Consider the following 13,025-nt stretch of genomic DNA (forward strand, 5'->3'; position numbering starts at 1 on the left):
CGGTGGGACGGGAGCGGGGCATGGAACGGGGCACCGCACTCACTGTCCAGTGTGCGCGGTGCCCCGGGACCACCCGAAGGGGGTGGGGTTACAGCTCGGGGTACAGCGGGTGCTTCGCGGCCAGGGCGGAGACCCGGGCCTTCAGCGCCTCGGCCTTGGCCTCGTCGAAGCCCGGCTTGAGGGTCTCGGCGATGACGTCGGCGACCTCGCGGAAGTCCTCGGCGCCGAAGCCGCGGGTGGCCAGCGCCGGGGTGCCGATCCGCAGGCCGGAGGTGACCATCGGCGGGCGCGGGTCGTTCGGGACGGCGTTCCGGTTGACCGTGATGCCGACCTCGTGCAGGCGGTCCTCGGCGTCCTGGCCGTTCAGCTCGCTGTTGCGCAGGTCGACCAGGACCAGGTGCACGTCGGTGCCGCCGGACAGGACGGAGACGCCGGAGGAGGTGACGTCGTCCTGGAGCAGGCGCTCGGCGAGCAGCTTGGCGCCCTCCAGGGTGCGCTGCTGGCGCTCCTTGAACTCCTCGGAGGCCGCGACCTTGAACGCGACGGCCTTGGCGGCGATCACGTGCTCCAGCGGGCCGCCCTGCTGGCCGGGGAAGACCGCGGAGTTGATCTTCTTGGCCCACTCGGCCTTGGAGAGGATGACGCCGCCGCGGGGGCCGCCCAGGGTCTTGTGCGTGGTGGTGGTGACCACGTCCGCGTACGGCACCGGGGAGGGGTGCAGGCCGGCCGCGACCAGGCCGGCGAAGTGCGCCATGTCGACCATCAGCAGGGCGTCGACCTCGTCCGCGATCCGGCGGAACTCGGCGAAGTCCAGCTGGCGCGGGTAGGCGGACCAGCCGGCGATGATCAGCTTGGGCCGGTGCTCCTTGGCGAGGCGCTCGACCTCGGCCATGTCGACCTGGCCGGTCTTCTCGTCCACGTGGTAGGCGGCCACGTTGTAGAGCTTGCCGGAGAAGTTGATCTTCATGCCGTGGGTCAGGTGACCGCCGTGGGCCAGGTTCAGGCCCAGGATGGTGTCGCCCGGCTGGATCAGCGCGAACATCGCGGCGGCGTTGGCCTGCGCGCCGGAGTGCGGCTGGACGTTGGCGTGCTCGGCGCCGAACAGCTCCTTGATCCGGTCGATGGCGATCTGCTCGACCACGTCGACGTGCTCGCAGCCGCCGTAGTAGCGGCGGCCGGGGTAGCCCTCGGCGTACTTGTTGGTGAGCACCGAGCCCTGGGCCTCCATGACCGCCACCGGGGCGAAGTTCTCGGAGGCGATCATTTCCAGGGTGGTCTGCTGGCGGTGCAGCTCGGCGTCGACCGCGGCGGCGATCTCCGGGTCGAGCGCGTGGAGGGACTGGTTGAGAACCGTCATGAGGGGGGTCTCCCGGTCAGGCGCCGGTGAAGGCGGTGTAGCCGTCGGCGTCGAGCAGCTCGTCGGTCGCCTCGACCCGGACCTTGAACAGCCAACCGCCCTCGAAGGGCTCCGAGTTGACCAGGGCCGGCTCGTCGATGACGGCCTGGTTGACCTCGGTGACCTCGCCGGTGGCGGGGGAGTAGAGGTCGCTGACCGACTTGGTGGATTCGAGCTCGCCACAGGTCTCACCCGCGGTGACGGTGTCACCCACTGCGGGGAGCTGGACGTACACGATGTCGCCGAGGGCGTCGGCCGCGTGCGCGGTGATGCCGACCGTGGACACCCCGCCCTCGGCGGCGGTCAGCCACTCGTGCTCCTTGGTGTACTGCAGGTGCGTGGGGTTGCTCATGACGTCATTCTCCAGGATCGCGGGAGGGGAGGGCGCGGCCGTCCGCTGGGCGGACGAACCGGAAAAGGACTGCTCGGGGGGTGACGGAGGGTCAGCGGGCGCGCTTGTAGAACGGCAGCGCGACGACCTGGACCGGCTCGGCCTTGCCGCGGACGTCGACCGCGACGGTGCTGCCCGGCTCGGCGTGCGCGGCGTCCACGTACGCGATGGCGATCGGCTTGCCCAGCGTCGGGGACGGCGAGCCGGAGGTGATCCGGCCGATCACGGCGCCCTCGGCGTCCACCACGGAGTACTCGGCGCGCGGGACGCGCTTGCCCTCGGAGACCAGGCCGACCAGCTTGCGCGGCGGGTTGGTCTCGGCCGCCGCGGCGGCCTCCTCCAGCGCCTTGCGGCCGACGAACTCGCCGTTGTTGGTGGTCTTGTCGAAGCGCACCACCCGGCCGAGGCCGGCGTCGAACGGGGTCAGTTCGGTGGACAGCTCGTGCCCGTACAGCGGCATGCCGGCCTCCAGGCGCAGCGTGTCGCGGCAGGACAGGCCGCACGGGACCAGGCCCTCGGCGGTGCCCGCCCCGGTCAGCGCCGTCCACAGGTGCTCGGCGTCGGCGGGGGCGCAGAACACCTCGAAGCCGTCCTCGCCGGTGTAGCCGGTGCGGGCCAGCCAGACCTGACGGTCCGCCACCGTGGCGGGCAGCAGGGCGTAGTACTTCAGGCCGGGCAGGTCGGCGTCGGTCAGCTTGGCCAGGATGCCGTTGGCCTCCGGGCCCTGGACGGCGAGCAGCGCGTAGGCGTCCCGGTCGTCGCGGACGGTGGCGTCGAAGCCGGCCGCGCGCTCGGTCAGCGCGTCCAGCACCACCTGGGCGTTGGAGGCGTTGGCCACCACCAGGTACTCGTCCTCGGCGGTGCGGTAGACGATCAGGTCGTCCAGGATGCCGCCGTCCTCGCGGCAGATCATGGTGTAGCGGGCGCGCAGCACGCCGAGCGCCGAGATGAAGCCGACCAGGGCGTGGTCGAGCAGCTCGCCGGCCTGCGGGCCGGACACCGTGATCTCGCCCATGTGCGAGAGGTCGAACAGGCCCGCCCGGGTGCGGACGGCGAGGTGCTCCTCGCGCTCGCTGCCGTAGCGCAGCGGCATGTCCCAGCCGGCGAAGTCGGTCATGGTGGCGCCGAGCGAGCGGTGCAGCGCGTCGAGCGCGGTCAGGCGGAGGGACACGACGGGACTCCCGGGATCTGGAAACGGGCAGGCTGGGGCGGGTCTCCCCATCTGTCGTCGAACCTGAGAGCTTCACCGCCTCCTGAACAAGGTAGGGCGGCTTGCACCGTGGGTGGGCGCACGGCGCGGCCGTGTCCACTTTCCAGATCTGCCTCGCCCACGCGGTAGGGGTGCCTGAGAGATTCCGGGGAGGACTTGCTCCTTCGGCGCCGGGCGCGGCCTGCGGACAGGCCGTTCCGGCTCTCCCGCGCGGGTTCGAGCGGCCGGTATGAAGTTTGGGCGGGCCCATCATGGCATGCCGCGGGCCGCTCGCGGGAGAGGGGTCCGGCCGGGCCCCGGGCGTACACCTGCGACCGGCCCCCCGCCCGGCCGCCGGGCGCCCCCGGGGCCGCGGGCGCCGCGGCGCACCCCGCCGCGCCGCTAACCTGGGCGCAACCGCGGATGTGGAGGGGCGAGATGGGGTTCCCGCTGGGTCAGGTTCCGGAGGGCGGGGCCTGGCCGGCCAACGAGCTGGAACGGGTGCTGACGGCGGCGCTCGGCGACCCCGGGGCGACGCCCCGGGTGATCGAGGTGCTGGCCCGCAGCCAGGTGTGGGTGCCGCTGCCCTCGGGCGCCGACCCGCAGTCCGGCGCGCTGGACCTGCCGACCCTGGAGCTGGCCGGCGCCCCCTACGTGCCGGTGTACTCCTCGCAGGAGCAGTTCCTCCGGCACTGCCCGGGCCTGCCGTTCGCGATCGCCCCGATGTGGGAGTTCGCCCGCGGCCTGCCGCTGGGCATCGGCGTCGCGGTCAACCCGGAGGCGCCGGTGGGCATCCCGGTGCCGCCGGAGGGCGTGGGCGAGCTGCGGCGCGGACCGCGCGGCCCGGAGTGGGAGGCGCAGGGCGTCACCGAGGGGGCCCGGGTGGCGCTCAAGGAGCCCGAGCCGCACCAGGAGCCGTTCGCCTTCCTGGCCGCCGCCACCGGTGAACTCGCCGCACTGCCGGGCGTGCTGACGGCCCGTCGGGCGCTGGCCAAGGTCGAGGGCGAGGCCACCCTGCTGTACGTGGGCGTGCAGCTCGACCCGGCGGCCCCGGCGGACCCGGGCGAGGTCAACCTGGCGCTCGGCCGGGCGCTCGGAACCGCGGCGCCCTCGTGGGGCGTCCACCTGGTGCTGCTCGACCTGGTCGCCGACCCGGTGGTGGACTGGCTGCTCGGCCGGGTACAGCCCTTCTACGTACGGCCCTGAGCGCCGCCCCGGACCGGACCCGCGGAGAGGGCCGCACGGGGGACGCGGCATGACGGCTGTCGGGCGCGCCCCATAGGGTTGCCCCGGCCCACCGAGCGCGGTGGGGCGGGCGGGGCGAGGAAGACGAGAGACGAGGCGGCGACGTGGCGGGAGCAGCCGGCGACCCGGGCGCGATCGAGCGCGCCCTCGCAGCGGTCGCACCGGAGCGCTGGGAGGCGTACGAGGGGCTGTTGCGCGCCCTCGCGGGCGGACAGGTCTGGATGCTGCTCTGGCACGGCAGCCCCGGCAGCCCGGACGCCCAGTACGGGAACATGGACGTCGGCGGCCACGGCTACGCCCCCGGCGTGACCTCGCCGGGCCAGCTGGCCGCCTGCGGCTGGTCGCGCGGCCACGAGGTGGTCTCCGGGCCGGAGATCGCGGCCTCGCTGTACCGCTCGCGCTGGGGCCTGTGGCTGGACCCGCACCGCCCCGGCGGCGGCGTCGGCGTGCCCTGGGCCGACCTGCGGCGGATCGCGGTCGGCCTGGACCTGCTGCCGGCCGGGCCGCTGCGGATCTCCGAACCGGCCGGGCAGGCACCGCAGTTCTTCACCGTGCTGGAGCAGCAGGCCCCCGAGGTGCGGCCGCTGCGCTCGCTCCGGCGGGCCTGGGTGCAGCCGGTGCTCGGCGAGCCCTACCTGGCGGTCGGGCTCGACCTGTACGACACCTCGCCGCCCTCGGTCGAGGCGGCCCGGGCGCTGGTGCAGCGCGCCGCCGCGCAGGCCCCCGAGGGGCCGGCCGTCTCCACCGTGATGCTGGCCGACGAGTTCGACCCGGTGGCGATGTGGATGTGGGCCAACGCCCGCCCGTTCTTCGACCGGCACGGCGCGCCGCAGGGCGCCCCGCACGGGGTGCCGCCGGGCGCTCCGCAGCCCTACCCGACCGGCTTCGGTTACGGAGCGCAACCGCCCGCCGGGCCGGCCCAGGGCTGGCCGCAGGCCCCCTGGCCGGGCTACGGGGGCCGTTGACCCTACCCCCCGACGGACCGTCCGAAAACCCCCGGTCCGGCTGCCTCCGCAGTCGGCGGGGGTTTTTCGTCACCCCGGTGTCTACGCGCGGAGCACCCGGAACACCTGGCGTTATCCCGCCAGTGGCGGGGTGTCGTCACCGGCCCTCTTGACGCACATGTAACAGCTGTGTGAAGAGCGATATGCGCGGTGAGTGATCTTGCATGCCGACAGATCACAGTTAGGCATCCTTCCCGAGCACGGTCTTCCGCCGGGCACTCCCCATGACAGAGAGTGCTGCGCAACCCGCCTGATGGTTATCCCGCACGAACTTCTGCACCGCCGACAGGTGTTGCGGTACCGCCGCCCGAGGCCGCCAACGCGTCGGCGAGGGGAACGAACTGACTCATGACCACACCCACCGAGACCGCCGGCCCCGCCGCCGGTGAGGCCGCCACCGCGGCCAAGCAGATCGAGGGCCGCTCCCTCGGCCGGATCGCCTGGACGCGCTTCAAGCGCGACAAGGCCGCCGTCGCCGGCGGCGTGGTGGTGATCCTGCTGGTGCTGCTCGCGGTGCTGGCCAAGCCGATCGAGGCCGTCTTCGGGCTCGACCCCAACGAGTTCCACCAGGACCTGCTGGACGCCAACCTCGGCGGCATCCCGCCCGGCGACTTCGGCGGCATGAGCTGGGACCACCCGCTCGGCATCGACGTCCAGTACGGCCGCGACATCATGACCCGGATCATCGAGGGCTCCTGGGTGTCGCTGCTGGTCGCGTTCGGCGCCACCGTGCTGTCCAACGTGATCGGCACCGTGCTCGGCGTCGTGGCCGGCTACTACGGCGGCCGGGTGGACGCGGTGATCAGCCGGCTGATGGACATGTTCCTGGCCTTCCCGCTGCTGCTGTTCGCGATCGCCATCTCGGCCTCGCTCAAGGACGGCGCCTTCGGCCTGCACGGCACCTCGCTGCACATCGCGGTGCTGGTCTTCGTGATCGGCTTCTTCAACTGGCCCTACATGGGCCGGATCGTGCGCGGCCAGACCCTCTCGCTGCGCGAGCGCGAGTTCGTCTCCGCCGCCCGCAGCCTGGGCGCCCGGACACCGTTCATCCTGTTCAAGGAGCTGCTGCCGAACCTGGTCGGCCCGATCCTGGTCTACTCGACCCTGCTGATCCCGACCAACATCCTCTTCGAGGCCGGCCTGAGCTTCCTCGGCGTCGGCGTCGAGCCTCCGCAGGCCTCCTGGGGCGGCATGCTGGCGACCGCGATCGACTACTACCAGGTGGACCCGCAGTACATGCTCGTCCCCGGCCTGGCGATCTTCGTCACGGTCTTCGCCTTCAACCTGCTGGGCGACGGGCTGCGAGACGCCCTCGACCCCAAGAACAACTGACCTCGGGTCAGGATTCCACCGCCACACCCGCGTTCCTACCGTCCAAGGGGTTGATCTCTCCCATGCGCAGGTCCCGTATCACCGCGCTGACCGCGCTCGCCGCGGCCACCGCGCTGACGCTCACCGGCTGCTCCAGCAGCAAGGGCGGCAGCGGCGACTCCGGCGGCGACAAGGCCGGCGGTGCCAACGCCGCGACCAAGGCCGTCGTCAACGTCTCGGACAAGAAGGGCGGCACGGTTGTCTACGAGCACTCCGACGTGCCGGACTCCTTCGACCCGGGCAACACGTACTACGCGTACATGTACAACTTCTCGCGCCTGTACGGCCGTCCGCTGACCACCTTCAACCCGGCCGCCGGCGAGGAGGGCAACAAGCTCGTCCCCGACCTGGCCGAGTCGCTGGGCAAGGTCAGCACCGACGGTCTGACCTGGACCTACAAGCTGCGCGCGGGCCTGAAGTACGACGACGGCTCCGCGATCACCTCGAAGGACGTCAAGTACGCGGTCGAGCGCTCCAACTTCGCGCCGGACGTGCTGTCCAACGGCCCGACCTACTTCCACGACCTGCTGGTCGACAACCCGGAGCCGTACCAGGGCCCGTACAAGGACAAGACCGGCGACCTGAAGTCGATCGAGACCCCGGACGACACCACGATCGTCTTCCACCTGAAGCAGCCGTTCGCGGACTTCGACTACCTGGTCTCCGCCCCGCAGACCGTCCCGGTCCCGCAGGCCAAGGACACCGGCGCGGACTACGTGAAGAACATCGTGTCCTCCGGCTCCTACAAGTTCCAGAGCTACGCGGACGGCAAGGAGGCGGTGCTCGTCCCGAACCCGAACTGGGACGCCAAGACCGACCCGATCCGCAAGCAGCTCGCCGACAAGATCCAGGTCAAGCTGAAGATCGCGCAGGCGACCATCGACCAGGACCTGCTGGCCGGCAACGCCCAGGTCGACCTGGCCGGCAAGGGCGTCGACCCGCAGACCCAGGCCAAGATCCTGCAGGACCCGAAGCTCAAGTCCTCGACCGACAACGCCTACGGCGGCCGCCTGGTCTACACCGCGATCAACACCCAGGTCGCGCCGTTCGACAACATCGACTGCCGCAAGGCCGTCCAGTACGCGATCGACAAGGTCTCGGTGCAGACCGCGATCGGCGGCCCGATCCGCGGCGACATCGCCTCCACCGTGCTGCCCCCGGACATCCCGGGCCACCAGGACTTCAACCTGTACCAGACCGCCGGCAACAAGGCGGACGAGGCCAAGGCCAAGGACGCGCTGAAGGCCTGCGGCAAGCCCGAGGGCTTCAAGACCACCATCATGGCCCGCCAGGACCGCGCCACCGAGGTCGCCTCGGCCACCGCCGTCCAGGCCGCCCTGCAGAAGGTCGGCATCCAGGTCGACATCCAGCAGTTCCCGCAGGGCAAGTACTTCTCGGACTTCGCGGGTGTTCCGGCGTACAACAAGGAGCACAACATCGGCCTGATCATGATGCAGTGGGGCGCCGACTGGCCGACCGGCTACGGCTTCCTGCAGCAGGTGGTCGACGGTAACGCGATCAAGAAGTCCGGCAACACCAACCTGTCCGAGCTGAACGACCCGTCGATCAACAAGCTGCTCTCCGACGCGATCGCCAACCCGGACCGCGCGGCCCGCGAGAAGATCTACGGCGAGATCGACAAGAAGACCATGGAGGCCGCGGTCATCGTCCCGCTGACCTACTACAAGGTCTTCCTGTACCGCCCGGCGTCCGCGACCAACGTGGGCTCCACCCCCGCCTTCTCGGGTGAGTACGACTACCTGAACATCGGCGTCTCCAAGTAAGGCCCTGGCTCCAGACCCTGGCTCCACGTTCCTGAAGGCAGGTGAAGGCAGCGGCGCCCGCCTCCGTCCCGGACCCCCGGGACGGAGGCGGGCCGCCGCGGCCGTCCAACTATGCTCGCTTACATCATCCGAAGGGTCGCTGCGGCCGTCCTGCTGCTGCTGGTGGTCAGCGCGATCACCTTCGCGATCTTCTTCGTGCTGCCCGCCCTGGCCGGCGAGACCACCGACCAGCTGGCCGCCCAGTACGTCGGCAAGAACCCGAGCCCCGAGGCGATCGCCGCGGTCAAGCAGAACCTCGGGTTCGACCAGCCGCTCTACGTCCAGTACTGGCGGTTCCTGAAGGGCCTGGTCAGCGGTGCCGAGTACCAGTTCGGCCCGGACCCGGTCAGCTGCCACGTCCCCTGCTTCGGGTACTCGTTCAAGAACCACGTCGAGGTCTGGCCCGAGATCTCCTCGCGGATCCCGGTCACCTTCTCGCTCGCCGTCGGCGCGGCCGTGATCTGGCTGATCGCCGGCGTCTCCACCGGTGTCGTCTCCGCGCTCAAGCCGCGCTCGTTCTTCGACCGCGCCTCGATGAGCGTCGCGCTGGCCGGCGTGTCCGCCCCGATCTTCTTCACCGGCCTGCTGGTGCAGTGGCTCTTCCACTACAAGTGGGTGGTCTTCGAGAACATCGAGTACGTCGACTTCACCGACGACCCGTTCGCCTGGGCCGGGCACCTGATGCTCGCCTGGATCTCGCTGGCCTTCCTCTACTCCGCGCTCTACGCCCGGCTCACCCGGGCCGGCATGCTGGAGACGATGAGCGAGGACTACATCCGCACCGCCCGGGCGAAGGGCCTGGAGGAGCGGAAGGTGGTCGTCCGGCACGGCCTGCGCGCCGCGCTGACCCCGATCATCACCATCTTCGGCATGGACCTCGGCCTGCTGCTCGGCGGCGCCCTGATCACCGAGCAGGTCTTCTCGCTCAAGGGCATCGGCGCCTACGCCGTCCAGGCCATCGGCGAGAACGACCTCCCCAAGGTCCTCGGCGTCACCCTGGTCGCGGCCTTCTTCATCGTCCTCTGCAACCTCCTGGTTGACCTCCTGTACGCCGCTGTCGACCCCCGCGTGAGGCTGTCATGACCGACCTCGATAAGCCCTCCTCCCGGGCCTTCCTCTCCGTCCGCGACCTGAAGATCCACTTCGACACCGACGACGGCCTGGTCAAGTCGGTGGACGGGGTGAGCTTCGACCTGGAGCGCGGCAAGACCCTCGGCATCGTCGGCGAGTCCGGCTCCGGCAAGTCCGTCACCTCGCTCGGCATCATGGGCCTGCACCGCTCCAAGCGGGCCCGGATCAGCGGCGAGATCTGGCTGAACGACGAGGAGCTGATCGCGGCCGGCCCCGAGCGGGTGCGCCAACTGCGCGGCCGCGAGCTGGCGATGATCTTCCAGGACCCGCTGACCGCGATGCACCCGTACTACACGGTCGGGCAGCAGATCACCGAGGCGTACCGGGTGCACCACCCGGCGGCCAAGAAGAAGGACGCCCGCAAGCGCGCCGTCGAGATGCTCGACCGGGTCGGCATCCCGCAGCCCGACAAGCGGGTCGACAGCTACCCGCACGAGTTCTCCGGCGGCATGCGGCAGCGCGCGATGATCGCGATGGCGCTGGTCAACGACCCCTCGCTGCTGATCGCCGACGAGCCGACCACCGCGCTCGACGTCACCGTCCAGGCGCAGATCCTCGACCTGATCCGCGACCTGCAGCAGGAGTTCGGCTCCGCGGTCGTCATCATCACCCACGACCTCGGCGTGGTCGCCGAACTCGCCGACGACATCCTGGTGATGTACGGCGGCAAGCCGGTCGAGCGCGGCCCCGCCGCCGCCCTCTTCGAGGCCCCCGAACACCCCTACACCTGGGGCCTGCTCGGCTCGATGCCCCGGCTCGACCGCGAGCTGCAGGACCGGCTCACCCCGGTCAGGGGCACCCCGCCCAGCCTGATCAACGTGCCGTCCGGCTGCGCCTTCCACCCGCGCTGCCCGTACGCCGAGCTCACCGGCGGTCGCTCCGGCACCGAGGTGCCGGTCCTCGCCGAGGCCGCGCCCCGGCACCACGCCGCCTGCCACCTGCCGATCGCCGAACGCCACCGGATCTTCGCCGAAGAGATCGCGCCCCGGCTGTGAGCACGTACCACCCACTTGGAGAGCAGCGATGACGGACCGTCAGACCGCGACCGTGCCGGCCCAGGCCGGACCGTCCGACCGGGAGCCCCTGCTGCGGGTCACCGGGCTCACCCGGCACTTCCCCGTCACCAAGGGCCTGTTCAAGCGCCAGGTCGGCGCGGTCCGGGCGGTCGACGGCATCGACTTCGAGGTGCGGGCCGGCGAGACCCTGGGCGTGGTCGGCGAGTCCGGCTGCGGCAAGTCCACCATGGGCCGGCTGGTCACCCGCCTCGACGAACCCACCGGCGGGACGGTCGAGTTCGAGGGCACCGACATCACCCACCTCGGCACCGGGGCGATGCGCCCGCTCCGCCGGGACATCCAGATGATCTTCCAGGACCCGTACTCCTCGCTGAACCCCCGGCACACCGTCGGCACCATCGTCGGCGCGCCGTTCCGGCTGCAGAAGGTCGCCACCGAGGGCGGCGTGAAGAAGGCCGTCCAGGAACTGCTGGAGCTCTGCGGCCTCAGCCCCGAGCACTACAACCGCTACCCGCACGAGTTCTCCGGCGGCCAGCGCCAGCGGATCGGCATCGCCCGGGCGCTCGCCCTGCGCCCCAAGATGATCGTCGCCGACGAGCCGGTCTCGGCCCTCGACGTCTCGATCCAGGCGCAGGTGGTCAACCTGCTGGACGACCTGCAGAACGAGCTCGGCCTGACCTACCTGATCATCGCGCACGACCTCTCGGTGGTCCGGCACGTCTCCGACCGGGTCGCGGTGATGTACCTCGGCAAGATCGTCGAGATCGCCGACCGGGACGCGCTCTACGCCCGCCCGATGCACCCCTACACCAACGCGCTGATGTCCGCCGTCCCGGTCCCCGACCCGCGGCGCAAGGAGCAGCGCGAGCGGATCCGCCTCACCGGCGACGTGCCCTCCCCGCTCGACCCGCCGTCCGGCTGCCGGTTCCGCACCCGCTGCTGGAAGGCCCAGGAGAAGTGCGCCGTGGAGGAGCCGCCGCTGGCCGTCGCGGCCGACGGGCACCGGGTGGCCTGCCACTTCCCGGAGAACGCCGCGGAGTAGCCCGGGGCCGCCGACCGGACTGTCCGCACCGCGTGGCACAGTGGCGGCCATGCTCGATATCACGGTGCGGGACCAGTCCGACGTCGTCCGGGTGCGCGTGTCGGAGGACGAACTCCTCGACCTGGTGCGGGACATGGCCCACTGGCCGGACGCCTTCCTGGTGCTCCAGCGGGTCCCCGACCTGCCGGACACCTACGCCCAGGCCTGCCCCGGGAACGGCGGCTGGACGGTCGAGCACCGGGACGGCGCGCAGTCCCGGCACTACGGGACGCAGGTCGAGGGGCCGGAGCGGGTCGGCGCGCTGCTGCTCGGCTGGGCCCGCGGCGACGCCGACTGGGACGCCGGCGCGGAGTGGGAGCGGATCGACTTCGGGCCGGACCCGGAGCCCGCGCCGCTCGCGCTGCCCGCGGACGACGAGCGGCTGCTGGTCGAGGAGGTCCGGCAGCTGCTGGCGGGCGGGTACGCCACCCTGGCGGAGGCCGCCGAACTGGCCGAGGAGTTCCTGGTCGACGGCGACCGCCGGCCGGTGACGAAGGAGCAGGCCGAGCAGCTCGCCGACCGGCTGTGGCTGGAGCGGGTCGCCGAGCAGCGCGGCTGGGTCGGCGAGACCGACCCGGAGCGGCTGGCCCGGGCCTTCGCGGCGCTGGAGGAGGCCGGTCTCACCGCCCGGGAGAACTTCACCTGCTGCCACGGCTGCGGCCAGGCCGAGATCGGGGCCGAGAACGAGCAGGCCCGCGGCTTCGTCTACTTCCACCGCCAGGGCACCGGCCACGCCGTCCGCGGCCACGGCCTGTCGCTGTACTACGGCGGCTTCGACGGTTCGGAGGCCACCACCACCGCCGTCGGCCACGAGGTCGTCGCGGCGCTGCGGGCCCAGGGCCTGACGGTCCGTTGGGACGGCGACCCGTCCGGGGCGATCGAGCTGGTCGACCTGGACTGGCGGCGCCGGCTGGTGGGCTAGGCCGTGTCCTGCCGATCAGTTGAGTCGTTGATGCGGCTATGGGGAGTAGGGGTGATCTGACTGATGGTCAGTGGGAGCGGCTTCGTCCGCTGCTGCCGGTGAGCAACGGGCGTTGCGGCAGGTGGCGGGACCATCGGCAGGTTATCGACGGGATCCTGTACCGGACCCGGACGGGTGTGCCGTGGCGGGACCTTCCGGAGCGCTACGGCTCGTGGAAGACGGTTCACGAGCGGCATCGCCGCTGGTCGGCGGACGGAACGTGGGAGCGCCTGCTCCAGCGGGTCCAGGCGGAGGCGGATGCCGCCGGCGGGATCGACTGGGACATCTCCGTCGACTCCACCTCCATCCGCGCGCACCACCGTGCGGCCGGCGCCCGCCGTACGGCGCCGGTCCTCAAAGGGGGTGCCGCGCACGCGGTCAGGAACGCTCGGTTGTGGACGGAACTGTTCAACTGCC

General features: G+C 71.5%; 12 protein-coding genes and 1 riboswitch. Of the genes, 9 read left to right on the forward strand and 3 right to left on the reverse strand.

Annotation, left to right across the window (positions count from 1 at the left end):
- Positions 1–88: 88 nt before the first annotated feature.
- From glyA to gcvT, 3 genes are all read right to left on the reverse strand, one after another.
- Complete coding sequence (gene glyA / locus ACIOHG_RS05810; RefSeq protein WP_400945706.1) at positions 89–1,357, reverse strand: serine hydroxymethyltransferase; 1,269 nt, start codon at positions 1,355–1,357, stop codon at positions 89–91.
- 16 nt (positions 1,358–1,373) lie between these two features.
- Positions 1,374–1,748: a glycine cleavage system protein GcvH gene (gene gcvH / locus ACIOHG_RS05815; protein WP_400945708.1), complete on the reverse strand. Its 375-nt coding sequence runs from the start codon at positions 1,746–1,748 to the stop codon at positions 1,374–1,376.
- A 91-nt stretch (positions 1,749–1,839) separates the two neighbouring features.
- Entirely contained in the window at positions 1,840–3,009 is a 1,170-nt protein-coding gene (gene gcvT / locus ACIOHG_RS05820) for a glycine cleavage system aminomethyltransferase GcvT (protein WP_400945710.1), read from the reverse strand.
- A gap of 101 nt (positions 3,010–3,110) precedes the next feature.
- A riboswitch (glycine riboswitch) is annotated at positions 3,111–3,216 on the reverse strand.
- A gap of 198 nt (positions 3,217–3,414) precedes the next feature.
- Here gcvT and ACIOHG_RS05825 point away from each other — a divergent pair.
- The 9 genes from ACIOHG_RS05825 to ACIOHG_RS05865 all read left to right on the forward strand — a co-directional run.
- Complete coding sequence (locus ACIOHG_RS05825; protein WP_400945712.1) at positions 3,415–4,182, forward strand: enhanced serine sensitivity protein SseB; 768 nt, start codon at positions 3,415–3,417, stop codon at positions 4,180–4,182.
- A gap of 143 nt (positions 4,183–4,325) precedes the next feature.
- On the forward strand, positions 4,326–5,186 hold the full coding sequence (locus ACIOHG_RS05830; protein ID WP_400945714.1) for an enhanced serine sensitivity protein SseB C-terminal domain-containing protein: 861 nt from the start codon (positions 4,326–4,328) through the stop codon (positions 5,184–5,186).
- A 387-nt stretch (positions 5,187–5,573) separates the two neighbouring features.
- Positions 5,574–6,557, forward strand: a complete 984-nt coding sequence (locus ACIOHG_RS05835) for an ABC transporter permease (protein WP_400945716.1) — start codon at positions 5,574–5,576, stop codon at positions 6,555–6,557.
- Between the two features lie 62 nt (positions 6,558–6,619).
- Positions 6,620–8,380 (forward strand): ABC transporter substrate-binding protein, encoded by a 1,761-nt coding sequence (locus tag ACIOHG_RS05840; protein ID WP_400945719.1) that lies wholly within the window; start codon positions 6,620–6,622, stop codon positions 8,378–8,380.
- 111 nt (positions 8,381–8,491) lie between these two features.
- Positions 8,492–9,502 (forward strand): ABC transporter permease, encoded by a 1,011-nt coding sequence (locus ACIOHG_RS05845; RefSeq protein WP_400945721.1) that lies wholly within the window; start codon positions 8,492–8,494, stop codon positions 9,500–9,502.
- Positions 9,499–10,545, forward strand: coding sequence for an ABC transporter ATP-binding protein (locus ACIOHG_RS05850; protein ID WP_400945724.1), 1,047 nt, complete (start codon positions 9,499–9,501; stop codon positions 10,543–10,545). The genes ACIOHG_RS05845 and ACIOHG_RS05850 overlap by 4 nt, the downstream gene beginning before the upstream one ends.
- 28 nt (positions 10,546–10,573) lie before the next feature.
- On the forward strand, positions 10,574–11,608 hold the full coding sequence (locus ACIOHG_RS05855; protein ID WP_400945727.1) for an ABC transporter ATP-binding protein: 1,035 nt from the start codon (positions 10,574–10,576) through the stop codon (positions 11,606–11,608).
- Positions 11,609–11,657: 49 nt separating this feature from the next.
- Positions 11,658–12,569, forward strand: a complete 912-nt coding sequence (locus tag ACIOHG_RS05860) for a DUF6891 domain-containing protein (protein WP_400945729.1) — start codon at positions 11,658–11,660, stop codon at positions 12,567–12,569.
- Between the two features lie 38 nt (positions 12,570–12,607).
- Positions 12,608–13,025, forward strand: a 418-nt coding sequence (locus ACIOHG_RS05865; RefSeq protein ID WP_400945734.1) for an IS5 family transposase, incomplete at its 3' end; no start/stop codon positions are given.

The sequence above is a fragment of the Kitasatospora sp. NPDC088134 genome (assembly GCF_044741705.1).
GTDB lineage: Bacteria > Actinomycetota > Actinomycetes > Streptomycetales > Streptomycetaceae > Kitasatospora.